15 protein-coding genes are annotated in these 15767 nt (G+C 52.9%); 6 read left to right on the plus strand and 9 right to left on the minus strand.

Going from position 1 to position 15767, the window contains the following annotated elements:
• Positions 1 to 4 precede the first annotated feature (4 nt).
• The 4 genes from ccoO to FFI61_RS04365 form a co-directional block, all read right to left on the minus strand.
• Positions 5 to 613 carry a cytochrome-c oxidase, cbb3-type subunit II gene (gene ccoO, locus FFI61_RS04350; RefSeq protein ID WP_200200963.1) on the minus strand — a complete coding sequence of 203 codons (609 nt, stop codon included), beginning with the start codon at positions 611 to 613 and terminating at the stop codon, positions 5 to 7.
• A 14-nt stretch (positions 614 to 627) separates the two neighbouring features.
• The gene (gene ccoN, locus FFI61_RS04355; RefSeq protein ID WP_200200962.1) at positions 628 to 2058 is read right to left on the minus strand and encodes a cytochrome-c oxidase, cbb3-type subunit I; all 1431 of its coding nucleotides are present in this window, start codon (positions 2056 to 2058) and stop codon (positions 628 to 630) included.
• A gap of 231 nt (positions 2059 to 2289) precedes the next feature.
• Entirely contained in the window at positions 2290 to 4125 is a 1836-nt protein-coding gene (locus FFI61_RS04360) for a diguanylate cyclase (protein ID WP_200369390.1), read from the minus strand.
• A gap of 125 nt (positions 4126 to 4250) precedes the next feature.
• Positions 4251 to 4541 (minus strand): antibiotic biosynthesis monooxygenase family protein, encoded by a 291-nt coding sequence (locus FFI61_RS04365; protein WP_200200960.1) that lies wholly within the window; start codon positions 4539 to 4541, stop codon positions 4251 to 4253.
• 84 nt (positions 4542 to 4625) lie between these two features.
• Between FFI61_RS04365 and tusA the strand changes: the two genes are divergently transcribed.
• Positions 4626 to 4865 carry a sulfurtransferase TusA gene (gene tusA, locus FFI61_RS04370; RefSeq protein WP_200369391.1) on the plus strand — a complete coding sequence of 80 codons (240 nt, stop codon included), beginning with the start codon at positions 4626 to 4628 and terminating at the stop codon, positions 4863 to 4865.
• Positions 4866 to 4906: 41 nt separating this feature from the next.
• On the opposite strand, the gene dsbD is transcribed toward tusA, so the two are convergent.
• A complete protein-coding gene (dsbD, locus tag FFI61_RS04375) occupies positions 4907 to 6802 on the minus strand; it encodes a protein-disulfide reductase DsbD (protein WP_200369392.1) in 1896 nt (631 codons plus the stop codon).
• A 160-nt stretch (positions 6803 to 6962) separates the two neighbouring features.
• On the opposite strand from dsbD, the gene FFI61_RS04380 reads away from it, so the two are divergent.
• The 3 genes from FFI61_RS04380 to pdxB are packed head-to-tail and all read left to right on the plus strand — an operon-like array spanning position 6963 to position 10009.
• A complete protein-coding gene (locus tag FFI61_RS04380) occupies positions 6963 to 7544 on the plus strand; it encodes an elongation factor P hydroxylase (RefSeq protein ID WP_200369393.1) in 582 nt (193 codons plus the stop codon).
• A gap of 6 nt (positions 7545 to 7550) precedes the next feature.
• Positions 7551 to 8840 (plus strand): DEAD/DEAH box helicase, encoded by a 1290-nt coding sequence (locus FFI61_RS04385; RefSeq protein ID WP_200200956.1) that lies wholly within the window; start codon positions 7551 to 7553, stop codon positions 8838 to 8840.
• A 17-nt stretch (positions 8841 to 8857) separates the two neighbouring features.
• Complete coding sequence (pdxB, locus tag FFI61_RS04390) at positions 8858 to 10009, plus strand: 4-phosphoerythronate dehydrogenase PdxB (protein WP_200200955.1); 1152 nt, start codon at positions 8858 to 8860, stop codon at positions 10007 to 10009.
• Between the two features lie 30 nt (positions 10010 to 10039).
• Here the strand turns inward: pdxB and FFI61_RS04395 are convergent, their stop codons facing one another.
• Together FFI61_RS04395 and FFI61_RS04400 are read right to left on the minus strand one after the other, a co-directional pair.
• The gene (locus FFI61_RS04395; protein WP_200200954.1) at positions 10040 to 10501 is read right to left on the minus strand and encodes a hypothetical protein; all 462 of its coding nucleotides are present in this window, start codon (positions 10499 to 10501) and stop codon (positions 10040 to 10042) included.
• 26 nt (positions 10502 to 10527) lie between these two features.
• Positions 10528 to 11742 (minus strand): pyridoxal phosphate-dependent aminotransferase, encoded by a 1215-nt coding sequence (locus FFI61_RS04400; protein ID WP_200369394.1) that lies wholly within the window; start codon positions 11740 to 11742, stop codon positions 10528 to 10530.
• A gap of 226 nt (positions 11743 to 11968) precedes the next feature.
• Between FFI61_RS04400 and FFI61_RS04405 the strand changes: the two genes are divergently transcribed.
• Together FFI61_RS04405 and FFI61_RS04410 are read left to right on the plus strand one after the other, a co-directional pair.
• Entirely contained in the window at positions 11969 to 12499 is a 531-nt protein-coding gene (locus FFI61_RS04405; RefSeq protein ID WP_200369395.1) for a glutathione peroxidase, read from the plus strand.
• Between the two features lie 9 nt (positions 12500 to 12508).
• Positions 12509 to 12976, plus strand: coding sequence for a MarR family winged helix-turn-helix transcriptional regulator (locus FFI61_RS04410; protein ID WP_200369396.1), 468 nt, complete (start codon positions 12509 to 12511; stop codon positions 12974 to 12976).
• Here FFI61_RS04410 and FFI61_RS04415 read toward each other — a convergent pair.
• Positions 12936 to 14942, minus strand: coding sequence for an ATP-binding protein (locus FFI61_RS04415; protein ID WP_200369397.1), 2007 nt, complete (start codon positions 14940 to 14942; stop codon positions 12936 to 12938). The genes FFI61_RS04410 and FFI61_RS04415 overlap by 41 nt on opposite strands.
• Positions 14935 to 15708 carry a hypothetical protein gene (locus tag FFI61_RS04420; protein WP_200369398.1) on the minus strand — a complete coding sequence of 258 codons (774 nt, stop codon included), beginning with the start codon at positions 15706 to 15708 and terminating at the stop codon, positions 14935 to 14937. Before FFI61_RS04420 ends, FFI61_RS04415 begins: the two co-directional genes overlap by 8 nt.
• Between the last annotated feature and the right edge of the window lie 59 nt (positions 15709 to 15767).

Consider the following 15767-nt stretch of genomic DNA (forward strand, 5'->3'; position numbering starts at 1 on the left):
CAAATCACCGTTTGTCTGAAAGTACGGTACCCAGCTGTTGCAGGTATGCAACCAGGGCCTCGATCTCAAACTTGCCTTCTAGCTCACCGGCTGCACTGGCGATTTGCTCGTCAGTGTAGGGCACACCCAAAGTCTGCAGGGCAGTCATCTTGGCTGCGGTGCCTTTATGGTTTACCAAATCTTCGAACAGCCATGGGAAGGCGGGCATGTTGGACTCGGGAACTACGCTACGCGGGTCAAACAGGTGCTGGCGCTGCCAGGCATCCGAATAACGACCGCCAACACGGGCCAGATCTGGCCCCGTGCGCTTGGAGCCCCACAGGAACGGACGCTCGTAAACGAACTCGCCCGCAACGGAGTAGTGGCCGTAGCGCTCAGTTTCAGCACGAAACGGACGGATCTGCTGGGTGTGACAGACGTGACAACCTTCACGGATGTAGATGTCACGGCCTTCAAGTTCCAGCGCCGATATGGGCTCAAGGCCTTCAATCGGTTCGTTCACTTCTTTCAGGAAAAATAGCGGGAGCACTTCCGCCAGAAAACCACCACTGATGACCAGGATGATAAAAACAATCATCAGGCCAAGATTCTTTTCTACAATTTCGTGTTTCATCGGGTCTCTCTCCGTTACGCCGCCTGAACTGCTGCATTGTCCTGGGCAACCGCATCTTTCTGGCGCACGGTCATGTAGACGTTATAAGCCATGAACAGCATGCCGCTCAGGAAGATGACGCCACCGAGGAAGCGCACAAAGTAGCCAGGGTAGGATGCTTCAAGGCTCTCTACAAAGCTGTAGGTGAGAGTGCCGTCGTCGTTGACTGCGCGCCACATGAGGCCCTGCATGATGCCGTTAACCCACATGGCAACGATGTACAGAACGGTACCGACAGTCGCCAGCCAGAAGTGCACGTTAATCATGCTGGTGCTGTACATTTCCTTGAGGCCCCAAAGCTTGGGAATCAGGTGGTAGATCGCACCGATACTGATCATTGCAACCCAACCCAGAGCACCGGAGTGAACGTGACCAACAGTCCAGTCAGTGTTGTGGGAAAGGGCGTTAACGGTCTTGATAGACATCATCGGGCCTTCAAAGGTGGACATGCCGTAGAACGACAGGGAAACCACCAGGAAGCGCAGGATGGGGTCGGTACGCAGTTTGTGCCATGCGCCGGACAGGGTCATCATACCGTTGATCATGCCGCCCCAGGATGGTGCAAGCAGAATCAGGGACATAATCATACTGGCTGTTTGAGCCCAGTCTGGAAGTGCAGAGTAGTGCAAGTGGTGACCACCAGCCCAAACGTAGGTCGCGATCAGCGCCCAGAAGTGAACGATGGACAAACGGTAGGAGTAAACCGGGCGGCCGGCCTGCTTGGGAACGAAGTAGTACATCATGCCCAGGAAGCCAGCAGTCAGGAAGAAGCCTACGGCGTTATGGCCGTACCACCACTGCATCATCGCGTCGGTCACACCGGCGTATGCAGAGTAGGATTTGAAAGCACTGACAGGTAGCGCCATGTTGTTACCAATGTGGAGCGCGGCGATGGTGATGATAAACGCACCGTAGAACCAGTTGGCAACATAAATGTGAGGCGTGCTGCGCTTGGTGATAGTACCGAAGAACACCAAAGCGTAAGTTACCCAGACGACCGCGATCGCGATGTCGATTGGCCATTCCAGCTCTGCGTATTCTTTAGTGCTGGTGTAGCCAAGGGGCAGGGTAATGGCTGCGGCAACAATGATTGCAGTCCAGCCCCAGAAGGTGAAAGCGGCCAGTTTGTCCGAAATCAGGCGGGCCTGACAGGTGCGCTGTACAACGTAATACGACGTTGCAAACAGGGCGCTACCACCAAATCCGAATATAACGGCGTTGGTGTGCAGCGGTCGCAAGCGACCGAAGTGAGTCCATGGCAGATCGAGGTTGAGGGATGGCCATACCAGTTGTGCTGCAATCAACACGCCTAGTGCCATTCCTACAATGCCCCATACCACTGTCATGATGGCGAACTGTCTCACCACCTTATAGTTATATGTCAGGTTCGGATTTTGTGTGCTCATAGCCTTACCAATGGGTTCAAAGAGGGAAATTATGCGGGCGCAAGTATGGAGAAACCATTAGCTGTTTGCAATGACGCCAGTCAACTCCTGATATCCGTCAAATGCACCCGAAACAGCAGCATGGCACCTTTCCCGTGCGTATACTCGCTGAATCACTATGATAGCCCCGCCGTCGGTCAAGTTGAACTTGCCAAAATTGATTAAGAACAAAAAATTCAGCGTGAGACGAAATTAAATACACTGAATGTCGGCTAAAACGACTTGGTCTCGCCCGCGGGATTTTGCTTTGTATAGAGCGCGGTCGGCCCTTGCAAACAATGTCTGCTGACTTTCGTTTGGTAACAGGGTCGCTATGCCTGCACTCAGGGTCAACTTTGCAATTTTACCGTCCGGGGCTTCTATTTCAGTGGCGCGCAGCTCTTCAAGTATGGCTTCGCATACTTTTTGAGCGCCTTCTGTACCTGTACCTGGCAGCAATAAAGCGAATTCTTCACCGCCAAATCGAATGGCGATATCCCGTGGGCGCTTTACGTGACGGCACAGAATGCTCGATATCTGCTGTAGCCACAGGTCCCCGAAGCCGTGTCCCCAAGTGTCATTGACGGATTTGAAATGATCCGCGTCCAACAGAGTGACTGTTAGCGGTTGTCCGGTTCTGCGGGATTCGGCACACAGCTCGGTCAGAATGTTGTCCATGTGACGGCGGTTATAAAGCCCGGTCAGAGGATCGTTGAGACTGAGAGCGGCGAGCTTGCGGTTGGCGTTCTCCAGTTCTCGCATGGTTGATCGCAACTGGGCTGTGCGCTCATGAACCTTGTCTTCCAGGTCTGTTCTGGCCTGCTGCTCTACTTCCAGCAACTTGTTGTTCAGAAGGCGCCAGCGCTGCACCATGGCATAGTTGAGGAGAATGACCTGGCCGCCAATAGCAATCTGCATCAGGGATTCCCTTGCCAAAAAGTCAGTAAGATAGCCGAATGCCGCGGCTGCATAGATTAAAGCTCCGCCTGCCATAATGACCCAGGCAAGAACATACCACTTCGCCGGCTGGTAACCTTGGCGCCATCGGTTTAGTGCAATAAAGGACAGGACAAAAATGATAATCAGACTGAGCGCAGTATTGTAAAGAATGGTTTGGCTGTACGGGAGTATCAGCGTCAGCCCGGTAAACCCGGCGCACGTCCAGATGATAACCTTCAGGGTTGTGTAGGCACGGGTGCCTTGCTCTACTTCAAGAAATGACCGGCCGAAGAGACTCATTGCCAAAGCGCAGAGTACGAGCATCAGGGGAATGGAGAGATTTGCAAACTGAGGGCTTTCGGGCCAAAAGTATTGATTTGCGTAGCCACCCATGGCAAGCAGGAAAAGCCCCATGGCCCCCATGTAAAGCGCGTTGTGGAAATAATAGGCTGTACCTGAACTTATAAAAAGGAGGAGGTTAAAAACAGCGAGCACCAGAATGGCGCCGTAAAACAGCCCGTGGGTCATCGCCAGGTGATTGCTTGCAGTAATAAGTTCTTCCGGCGACTCCAGCTTCAAGGGGATGTTCAGTGCACCACTGCTATGTACTCGTAATGTAATTGAGCGTGATTCTCCGCTGTCGAGCGTGATCGGGAGCAGGAAGTACCGGTAATTTATCGCTCTTGAGCCGAATCGATGCAGGTCTCCAGTAACCAGAACATCAGTCGGATCACGGCTCCACCAAAAGGTGACCTCGTCGAGCAGGGGGTAGTGAAGATTGAGATACCAGGTCCTGCGTTCGTTGCCGCTATTTCGCACGTTCAGGCGTATCCAGTACACCGAGCGGGTTTGCGTGAATGTCAGATCGTGCCCTCGGGCTGAGGACCATTCGAGGCTTTCAGGCAGTTCTCCGGGGCGCCGTGCGGAATGGGCCGGTTCCCCGGGAGATGCCTGGTAGTAGCACACATAGTGCATCAACGAATTGCGCGCATAAGCATCGTTGGCATCTATCGCTGGGCATTCAGGGGCTGCTGCAATAGCATTGGCTATAGCCAGCGCCGGAGTTGCGGCACAGAACAGGAATAACAATAATCGCGCTACGAATGACATCAACAGTTCCCGAGTGCCTTTGCTTAGGCGGAGCTTTGCGGCTCGGAAGTGTAGCGAATATGCACAATCAGTGCTGTTAAACAGTTTAAAATTCTGTAAGCCGTCACAAGCTTGATCTGTTCAGGTCACACGCCGCTCTGCGCGAGTACTGTGATGGCTTCATCTTTGTCCATCATCGGGACTAGTTCGGCCATCAAATTGCGGCGATCATCGGAGTGGTACCAGCGGTTCCAGTCCGCTTCAGAGCGCCAGTTGGCAAGAGTTATCCGGTGGTTGGGGTCGTTTTTGTCGACCAGTGTTTCCCCGGAAATAAAACCCGGTGCTGCCACTGCACGCTGCAGAACCTTGCGGGAACGTTCCTCATAGGCAGTTTCAAGTGATTCAGCGATATGGCGTTCAATCAGAACCCGGATCATGCAAACCTCCAGATGTTTTAATGGTATAAACAGTAATTTAGCACGTATTTATGAAAAATCAGATCATCCAAAGGGAGACATTTTGTGAGTGTTACCGATTATGATGCCGAACTGGATGCCAGTGGCCTGTTTTGTCCGGAGCCAGTTATGATGCTTCACACTGGCATCAATACGGTGGAGCCTGGGCAGGTTTTGCGAGTGGTGGCAACAGACCCTTCAACCACGCGCGATATACCGAGGTTTTGTCAGTTTTTAGGTCACGAGCTGATCAGCCATGCAGAGCAGGGCGAGCAGTTTGTTTACCTTATCCGTCGGGGCGAATAGTGCCCGCTTTTTCGCTCTGTCTGCTGTGATGTTTGGACTGTTCAAATAGACGGCGTCAGCCCATTGACGTGATCGAGGAACTGGCTGCGGTTCATTTCGCCAAGCACTCTTTTCGGTGCCATTTCGCTGCCGCTGCGATCGTAAAACAATATGGCCGGTGGCCCGAATAATCCCAGTTCGTCCAGCATGGCCTGCTGAGCCGGGGTGTTGTCAGTCATGTCAATTTGCAGCAGCGTGAAAGGTTTTAGCGAGTTAATGACAGCTCCGTCGCTAAACACGTTGCGCTCCATCACTTTGCACGAAATGCACCAGTCCGCATAGAAATCCAGCATTACCGGGCGGCCTTCTTGTTGGGCTTGCACAAGCATGGCTTTTATATCAGCAGGAGTTTCTACCCGGGTAAATCCGGCGTGGCTATTGTCATTGCTGGCAGAGTCGCCTGGCTGCCCACTGTACGTGGTTTTGGCGATGAAAGGGTCAAGTGGGGCGAGAGGGTTGTTGGCGCCTGCAATAGCACCAGCGAGCAGTGCCAGGCCATAAGCGAAAAAGATCAAGCCCAGGCCTTTACGGGTGCGCTCCCAGCCCGCCTTTGCTGCGTCGAAAGCCCCCAGTTGCACACCAGTGATGGCAATGAGTACTCCCCAGAGGGTCAGCCCAACCCAGCCCGGAACCAGGCGTTCAATCAACCATATAGCGACTGCAATCAGCATAACGCCATAGAAATGTTTAACGGTGGTCATCCAGTGCCCGGTACTTGGCAGAAGCTTGCGCCCACCAACAGCTACCAGAATAAGCGGAATTCCCATGCCCAGCCCAAGGGAAAAAAGAGCAATGCCGCCGATTACCGCATCCTGTGTTGTGGATATGTAAAGCAGGCTGCCTGCAAGGGGGGCAGACACACAGGGCGATACAATAAGGGCAGATAGCGCGCCTATGCCAAAAATGCTGATAACCCGGCCACCCGTCAGACGCTGGCTGGCATCGTTGAGCGAATCGCGGATAGCTCGCGGGAGCTGAATTTCAAACAGGTCAAACATCGACAACGCAAAGACCACGAACATCACGGCAAAAACACCTAGCACCCAAGGTGACTGAAGTTGTGCCTGCAGATTAAAGCTGGCACCAAGCAGCCCGGTAAGCACTCCGGCACCAGCATAGGTTAGTGCCATGCCCAGCACGTAGCTGCTGGAAAGCAAAATCGCCTGGCCGGTTGTGCGTGTGTTTTGCCCTGAAACGAGTGATGAAATGATCGGAACCATTGGCAGCACACAAGGCGTAAAGGTCAGTCCAAGGCCCAGCAGCAGAAAAACGCCCGCTATGACCAGCGTAGACTGCTCTGAGAGAAAGCCGGCAAGCCCGGTTGCTGAGCTGGTATCTGCCTTGGCTTTTGTGGGAGCAGCTGAGCCCGTAGCCCCTTGCGCCCCGTCAGCGTCCTGGCTTTGATAAAAGAGTACTTCGCGGGTCTGGGGTGGGTAACACAAACCGGCTTCCGCGCAGCCCTGATAGGTTACTTCGAAACGGGCCTCACGAGTATTATCCGGCAAAGTGACCTGAATCCGGGCTTCAACCGGATCAAAGAAAACGGTGGTTTTTCCGAAAAACTCGTCTTCTGTTTCTGTACCGGGACTGGAATATTTCGGTGCGCCGGCACTGACGCCCCCATCCAGCGCTTTGATGCTGATGCGATCCTTATAGAGGTAGTGGCCGGGGGTAATGTCCCAGAATAGAACCACTGCGCTATCTTCAGTTAAGTGGCTGAAGGGAAGGGCCTCATCTACCGGAAGAAACTGGCTGCTTTGGCCGCCAAACAGGGAGTTGCTGCCACCGAATGCCCAGGACACATTGGCGGCTGTTAACAGCAGAGCAAAAATGAAGAGTAGGCTGGCTGGAGAACTGGAGCGGCGAGCGTTGCCGGAAGCGGTAGATAATGCTGTCATGGAGTAAGCAGTTTCCCGGTAAGTGTCATGGCATACAGGAGAGCTGGCGATGCAATAACGTGCCTGCGCCCCGGTAGTGGTTTGCGAGTGAGTGGACATAGGGCCCGCGAGAAAGTTCCCTCTGGCATTGGGCGCGTTAAAGTCGCACAATAGCTCCCCAATGAATCACAGCCCAAACGATCTTATCATGTTGTTTAATGACCTGTTCCGGGATGCGTTCCGGACTGTTCTGGTCAGAGGCGACGAAGAACCTGAATACTTGCCTGCTGGCAGCACCAGTGAGCTTGCGCAGATTGTTTTTGCTCATGGCTATTATGCCAGTGCTCTGCACGAAATAAGTCACTGGTGTGTTGCGGGTGAGTACAGGCGCACACTTCACGATTATGGTTACTGGTACTGCCCGGACGGCCGGACACCCGCTCAACAGCAAGCATTCGAGCAAGTTGAGGTAAAACCGCAGGCTATTGAGTGGTTGTTTTCAGTGGCCGCCGGCTCGAAATTTCATATCAGTGTGGATAACCTGTCTGGTGGGGGCGCGTCTGACGAGTGCGGCTTCCGATCCAGGGTGCTAGGCCAGGCAGAAAGTTACCTGGCGACAGGCTTGCCGCAACGGGCACAGTCCTTTTTTGATGCGTTGAAATCGTTTTATGGAACCGGCGATAACTTCAGTACAGCCTGGCGTGATGATGTCCGGCGTGTGGTTCCGCTATATTCTGCAAAAGAACTTTATGAGGCAAACTGAGACTCCATGACATCTGACTCAAAGCACACCGGCGATCTGAGATTCAGCGATCTGAATCTGGACAAACGCCTGCTGGACGCCATTGCCGCCATTGGTTTCGAATACTGCACGCCGATTCAGGCGGAAACACTGCCCTGGACACTGGCGTGTCAGGACCTGATAGGCCAAGCGCAAACCGGAACCGGAAAAACAGCTGCATTTCTGATTACCGCCATCCAGAGCCTGCTCGAAACGCCAATACCCGAGGGTGATCGATTTGCATCTGAGCCTCGGGTTCTGGCGCTGGCACCAACTCGCGAGCTCGCCATGCAGATTGCCAAGGATGCGGAAGCGCTGTGCAAGCTTACTGGCCACAACGTCGTTACCGTGGTGGGTGGCATGCACTATGACAAACAGCGCGAACAATTACATAACGGCATTGTTGATATTCTGGTGGCTACCCCGGGTCGCCTGATTGACTTCCTTGGCTCCCAGGACGTTTTCCTGGACCAGCTCGACATCCTCATTCTGGATGAGGCAGACCGTATGTTGGATATGGGCTTCATTCCTGATGTGAAGCGCATTATCCGCAAGTGCACCCCTAAAGATGAACGCCAGACGCTGCTATTCAGCGCCACCTTTAATCAGGACGTTTTGAACCTGGCGTCCATGTGGACCAACAATGCCGAGTTTGTGGAAATCGAACCAGAGCAGAAAACCGCAGAGCGGGTCGAACAAACGGTTTACATGGTTGGTGATGACGAAAAGCTGCCGGTGTTGGTGAACTATCTCAAGCGCCCTGAAGTTGAAAAGGCCCTGGTGTTTGCCAATCGCCGTGACCAGTGCCGGGACCTTGAAGAGGATTTGCGCAATCAGGGCGTTAAAGTTGCTCTTATGTCTGGAGAAATTGCCCAGGCCAAGCGCTTGAAAACTCTGGATCAGTTCAAGGCGGGCAGCATTCAGGTGCTGGTAGCTACGGATGTTGCGGGGCGCGGAATCCATGTGGATGGCGTTACTCACGTATTCAATTACAACCTGCCAGACAGTGCTGAAGATTACGTGCATCGCATAGGTCGTACGGGTCGGGCAGGGAAGACTGGTGTGTCGGTCAGTTTTGCAGGTGAGGACGATTCGTTTGGTCTGCCGGCCATTGAGAAGTACATCGGTCAAAAGCTCAAAACAACCGTTCCGGAAGAAGAGTTGATGGCTGAAATGGATAATCCGCCCATTACCCGCAAGCGTGGTCGCAGGCCGTCGCAAGGGCAGGGTGGACGCGGGCCAGGTGGTCGTGGTGGCCCCCGCCCCCGCAGAAACTGAGGCGGTGTGACCTTATTATGCTAATCGTCGCAGATGAGAACATTCCGCTGCTGAATGCGTTTTTTGGTGATATCGGTGAAATCCGGCGTGTCTCCGGCCGAACGATGAGTGCCATCGATGTTCGTGACGCAGATGTGTTACTGGTTCGCTCAGTCACTCGTGTGAATCGCGAGCTGCTTGAAGACAGTTCTGTTCGCTTCGTGGGAACAACCACGATAGGGACAGATCACATTGATCTGGGCTGGCTGGAGGAGAACGGCATCCGTTTTTCCGCAGCACCCGGCTGTAATGCCAACAGTGTTGTTGAGTATGTGTTGAGTGTTTTGTCTCTGTATGCAGAGCGCAAGGTGCTGAATGATTGGTCGCAACTCACAGTTGGGATTGTTGGTGCCGGCAATGTTGGCAGTGAGCTTGCCGAAAAGCTGGATCGCCTGGGCTTCAGCGTGAAGCTTTGCGATCCACCCAGAGCAGAGCGGGAACGAAACCTTACCTTCGTGAGCCTGGACGAAGTGCTTGCGTGTGATGTGGTCACCCTCCATACACCTTTAACCCGAGACTCTGCTCACCCCACACTACAGATGATCGGCAGGCGCGAGTTGGATTTGCTGACCTCCAGGCAGTTACTGATCAATACCGGGCGCGGTGAAGTGATTGATGGCGCCGCACTGAGTGAGCGCCTGAGCCAGGCCGACGCGCCGCTGGTGGCGCTCGATGTCTGGGAACAGGAGCCTCGTATTAATCCGGAGCTTGTGGGCAAAACCTGGTTGGCGACCCCCCACATTGCGGGCTATAGCCTTGAGGGTAAAGTTCAGGGAACCGAGATGATTTACCAGGCGGTTAGCCGTTTTCTGGGACTGCCCGCACGCAAGAAAGCTGGGCAATTTCTGCCTGAGCCCGCACTCAGCAAGGTGTCGTTTACAAGTGCGGCTGATGAGCAAGCCGCTATCCGCATTGCACTGCGTGCCTGCTACGATCCCAGGCAGGACGATGCACGCCTGCGTCATATCATGGGTGTGCCGGCAAGCCAGGAGCGAGGAGTTGCTTTTGACCGACTACGGAAGGACTACCCCGTCCGGCGTGAGTGTTCCAGCCTGAAAGTGCAACTCAAGGGCACCAGCAAATCCCTTCATGACAGCTTCCGTGCAATTGGATTCAAGCTGAAGATCTGAGAATGGCTCACTGTCACAGGCCCAGTCGCCTTACTTGTCCGTAAAGAGCGTTGCTCGAACAACGTGGCCAATACGCAAGGAGTGACGGCTTTTAAGCACGGTGCGCACCAGATGAATATGGCTGGAGAGATCTTCTTTCAAAGAGGGCGGTAGAGGAGAAGTTGCGTGGTTTTCCGGCTCGCCGAACTGCTGAACAAGAGTATCTGGCGCGGGCGCACTCAACCGAATAAAAGCCTCCTGGGTTAGAACTGCCTGATCAAGAGCATCCTGCCGGATAGTATCCACATAGCGAAGAAACCCTTCTTCTGCCAGCCATAACAAGGTGCCAAAGCATGCCATATGGCGCTTGCTATGCAGCCCGAACTCGTCCGGTTGATCTGCGCCTGCAATATCTTCCACAAACAGGTTCACCCGCCTGGGGAAGGCGTTGTATAGCTGCACCAAGGCAACGGCTGCGTCTTTGTAGAATTCTTCGATATGGATGTCAGCCATAATTCACTTCTTATTTGCCTGCTGCTTTACTGTCTGTATTTACTGAGGAAGTTGCCCAGCCTGGTCATGGCATCCTCCAGCGTGTCTTTTCGGGGCAGGAATACGACCCGCAGATGTTGCTTGTCATCAATATTGAACGCTGAGCCCTGCACCAGAAGGATTTTCTCTTGCAGGAGAAGATCCAGAACCAGCTTTTCATCATTTATTACCGGGTGTATTTTTGGATCCAGTCGCGGGAACAGGTAGAGAGCGCCTTGGGGCTTTACGCAGCTTACACCAGGGATGTCATTGAGCATCCGCCAGGCAGTTTCCCGTTGCTCGTATAATCTGCCCCCGGGAGCAACCAGATCGTTGATTGACTGATAGCCGCCCAGAGCTGTCTGTATGGCCAATTGCGCTGGCACGTTAGCACACAGACGCATATTGGAAAGCATGTCGATGCCCTCAATCAGGTCTTTGGCCAGGTGCTTGGCGCCGCTGATAATCATCCAGCCTGATCGGTAACCGGCAGCCCGATAATTTTTGGAAAGCCCGTTATAGGTAAAGAAGAGCACATCATCTGCCAGTGAAGCAGTAGAAACGTGTTGCGTACCGTCATAGAGAATCTTGTCGTAGATCTCATCTGAAAGCACGATCAGGTTGTGTTTGCGGGCAAGCTCAATAACCTGCTCCAGCAATTCCTGGCTATAAACTGCACCCGTAGGATTGTTCGGGTTGATCAGCACGATTGCACGGGTGCGGTTTGTTATCTTTTTACGGATATCGTCGATATCCGGGAACCAGTTCTGTTCTTCGTCGCAACGGTAGTGCACGGGCTTGCCACTGGAAAGTGTCACGGCGGCTGTCCACAAAGGGTAGTCCGGTGCAGGGATCAGAACTTCATCGCCGGTGTTGAGCATGGCTTGCATGGTCATCACAATCAGTTCGCTGACACCGTTACCCAGAAATATGTCGTCAATATCGACCTTGTCGATGCCTCTTTGCTGGCAGTAGTGCATGACTGCCTTACGCGCAGAAAATAGGCCTTTTGACTCCACATAACCCTGAGCCTGTTGCATGTTGTAGATCACGTCTTGCTGGATCTCTTCGGGAACATCCAGTTCAAAAGATGCAGGGTTACCAATATTGAGCTTGAGTACCCGGTGACCTTCTTCCTCGAGTCTGCGCGCTTCCCGCATAACTACGCCACGTATTTCATAGCACACGTTATCCAGCTTGGCGGATTTGTAGTAGTTCTGCATAAGACCCGGGCTTCCTCAGTCAATAAACGTAAAACAGGCACCTGCCGTAAAGGCAAACCCCTATTCTAGCGGAGGCGAGGCCAACGGCAACAGGGGAATTGTGATGAATTATGGCGGGTTAGCACTATATTGGGTTTATTTCCGCTTCGAGAATCGTTGCATGGGTTGGTTTTTCAATGTAGTGTCCAATTAAATTGTGTGCAATATAAATATTTGATCGTAAAAAATGTCTGGGTTTGCAGGCATTCATGATTTTGTCAGGGAGAAATTTGTGTCTACCAGCTCTATATATGATTTCACTGTTCGAGATATCAAAGGTAATGAAAAGTCCATGGCTGACTACCAGGGCCAGGTTCTGCTGATCGTGAATACAGCCAGTAAATGCGGATTAACGCCGCAGTTTGAAGGCTTGCAGGCTTTGCACAAGGAGCTTGGGGGGAAAGGGCTTGAGGTGCTTGGGTTTCCGTGCAACCAGTTCTTGAACCAGGATCCTGCTGATGACAAAGCTATCAGTGAGTTCTGCAGCCTGAATTACGGCGTGGATTTTCCAATGTTTTCAAAGATTGATGTGAATGGTGAGCACGCAGATCCTTTGTTCCGGTTTCTGAAATCCGAGGCTAAAGGGCTTCTCGGTTCCGAAAAAGTAAAATGGAACTTCACGAAATTCCTGGTGGGGCGTGATGGCAAGGTGTTACGCCGTTATCCGCCCACTACCAAGCCTGAAGACATTAAGGCAGATATTGTAAAACTGTTGTAGGGCCTGGTTTTGAGTGATTTGCTGGCACTGGATAATCAGATCTGCTTTAGCCTGTATGCGGCCAACCGGGCAATTACCTCAAGGTATCGCCCATTGCTTGCCGAGCTTGGGCTTACCTACCCCCAATACCTCGTAATGTTGGTGCTCTGGGAGCGGGCAAGTGCCAATCAGCCAACCCGCGTTTCAGATCTTGGTACACGATTGCGGCTGGATTCGGGCACGCTTACGCCCCTGTTGAAACGCTTGGCTCTGCGGGGGCTGATTCACAGGGAGCGACGTCAGGATGACGAGCGAGTGGTCACTATATCGCTGACAGACGAGGGCGCAGGCTTGAGGGTACAGGCGGCGCAAGTTCCGCAAAAACTGCTGTGCGGTCTGGATGTTACTCCGGAACGCTTGCATGCCCTGAAGCAAGAGCTGAATGCGGTGCTGAAGGCTATTGAGACTCAGGGGGCCGGGGAGGAGCCCAGCGCGTAACGGCTTCGGTTAACTGCTTACGATTATAGGGCTTGGTGATGTAGTCGTTCATGCCACTGGCAAAGCAGTCTGCCCTGTCTCCCTGCATCACATTGGCCGTAACAGCAATCACGGGCAAGTTCTGCCAGTCCGGGTTTTTTCGGATTCGGCGAGTTGTTTCGTAGCCATCCATAACCGGCATCTGGCAATCCATAAGTACAAGGTCGTAATGCCGTTGTTCCAGTGCCTCTAGAGCCAGTTGCCCGTTTTCCGCGATATCGGCATGGTGTCCCATTTTTCTCAGCAGAGTAGATGCGACCATCTGGTTTACCTCGTTGTCTTCCACCAGGAGTATCTGGAGAGCGTCCTGTGGCGTTGTGGTAGGTTTGGGCAAACCGGCCGGTTCGGAACTTTTTTCGAGGTTATCCCTGTTAGGGTTGCTGTATATCGGTAGTGGAAGGGTCACAGTAAAGCGGGTTCCCTGCCGCTCTTTCGACTCAACGGTTATTTCGCCGTGCATGCGCTCAATTAACTGACGACAGAGTGTCAGGCCCAAGCCGGTGCCACCATACAGACGTGTGGTTTGCGTATCGGCCTGGGAGAAGGGTGAAAAGATCCTGCGCAGGCCTTCCTTGCTCATGCCTATGCCGGTATCGGATACCTCGATGGTCATAACGCCAGCCGAGTATCCCGCGTCTATACGCACGCTGCCCGTTTCTGTGAACTTGATAGCGTTGCTAAGCAGGTTGTTCAGGATCTGTCTTACACGGGTTGGGTCACCCAGGAACTGTTCTGGAAAATCAGGGTCTGTTTCTGCAATTAGCTCAATACCCTTCTTGCCAGCCTGCTGGGTGTGCAGCGTTGCACACTCTTCAATGAGGCCGCGCATGCTAAACGGAATGGTTTCGAGGTTGAGTTTTCCGGCCTCAACTTTCGAAATATCCAGAATATCGTTGAGTATGCCAAGCAGGCTTTCGCCTGCGGACAAGGCGATTTCAAGGCTATGGTGTTTTGAAGGGTCTTGCTCGGCTTCCAGGGCAAGCCCAAGCATCCCCAGTACACCGTTGAGTGGTGTGCGTATTTCATGGCTCATGCTGGCGAGAAAGTTTGCCCTGGCCTTGGCCCGACGCATGGCATCTTCTTTGGCTTTTACCAGAGCCCGATTGCCCCGCTGTAACGCCTGATTCTTGTCGGATATTTCCCGTGTGCGGCTTTCAACTTCGTGTTCCAGTTCGCTCGAATAGTTTTTCATGGCACTTTCCGCCTGGCGTAGCTGCGCCAAGGTGGTATCCATGGTTTCCAGGTGTTGGTTGATAATTCCGACCATTGTGCCAATTTCATCTTGCCGGTGGCCTGGCGGCACGGGTAGACGAATTTTTTCCGGCGAATCCGCTTTTACCTCGCTGAGTGCATTGATCACGCTGAGCATGGGGCGCGTCAGTATCAGGTAGAAAATCAGAAGAAGTGATGCTGAAAGAATGAGGCTTTTCAGAAAACCGCTAACCAGCGTGTAACTGGCTCGCTCCAGAAACTGCAAGCCGTAGTGGTATGTGTCAATTGTTACAACAAGCTGGCCAAGTGGCAGGCTGTTGAGTTGGGTGACTCGCAGTTGGCGGCTGAATACCTTGCTTGGACCGAACAGGTGGTCACTGATCCATCGGTAGGGTGAGTCCGGGCTCTTTTTGCTGGCAGAGGCCATGGTGCTGTCGTCGCTGTCCACGATTCGCGCATCGATGGTGGCCGGGTGCCGAAGGAGGCCGTCGAGCAGCTCTTCGGCCAGGCGCACGTCGATATTGTAAGCAATCTGGGAGGCCGGGTTGTGGCTGATCTCAATCAGCGCCTGGATGTCCTCTTCCATAGACTTGTGTGCGGAAAAGTAATCCAGGGTGATTTGTACAATATTAAGAATAACGCCTAGCACCATCGCAATCAGGACTGTGTCACGGGTGAGGCGATAGGAAAGGCGGTGTTTAAAGCCTTTAGTCATCGTAGTCGGCTTTCTTCTTCCACTCTTCATCGTGAAGAAAGTCGTCCCATTGTTTGTCTAACTTGGAACCGGACTCCGCAGGGCTCGCGTTGCCACCCTCTGCCATCATGGCTTCCAGTTCCTTTATGCGAATCCGGAAGCTCTTGACCGCTTTCATGGCAAGCGGGTTATCCTGTGATTTGCCCATTTCTGTGCTAGCCAAATGGTAAGCATGAATGGCTTTACGTATCTCGTTCTGTCGAATAAGGTCGCGCGCTTGAAACACGTGCAGGTCTGCGTGGGTTTTGTGCACCAGAAAAAGAACATACTTCAGGTTCTTTTTCGCTGTTGCTGCATCAATGCGGCCACTTTTGTGCATGGATTCAATCAGCTTAAACAGATTTTGAAGCAGATCTTTGGCTGCATTCGATTTTTCCACCGAATCAATTTTGATCTGTTTTATCTCGTCGCGGTTTTCCCGAACCAGTATTTTCCGTTGCTCTGCAGATTCGCGCCACTGGCTGACGGGCAGACTGGATTTAAGTCCTGCTAAATCGTTACAGATGTCCAGCATGCGCTTGAGCAATAAAAGCTTCAGTTCAGGTGTCAGATATTGACCGGGAATTTCTGAGAGAAGGCGCTCACAGCGCTTATAGTTGTCCCCGAGGGCCGTGATTTTACGTGCGCGCTCAATGCGGGCTTTTTCACGCATTTGAGTGACGACAATAACGATGATCGATACGACAACGATGGCCGCCAAGGCAAGGACAATTGTGATGGTATTCATTTGTTATCTAATGACTCCGGCTTTTGGGCAAGTCATGCCTGCGACAGAATTCTGACTCG

The organism is Marinobacter sp. DY40_1A1 (genome assembly GCF_016597815.1).
Taxonomy (GTDB): domain Bacteria; phylum Pseudomonadota; class Gammaproteobacteria; order Pseudomonadales; family Oleiphilaceae; genus Marinobacter; species Marinobacter xiaoshiensis.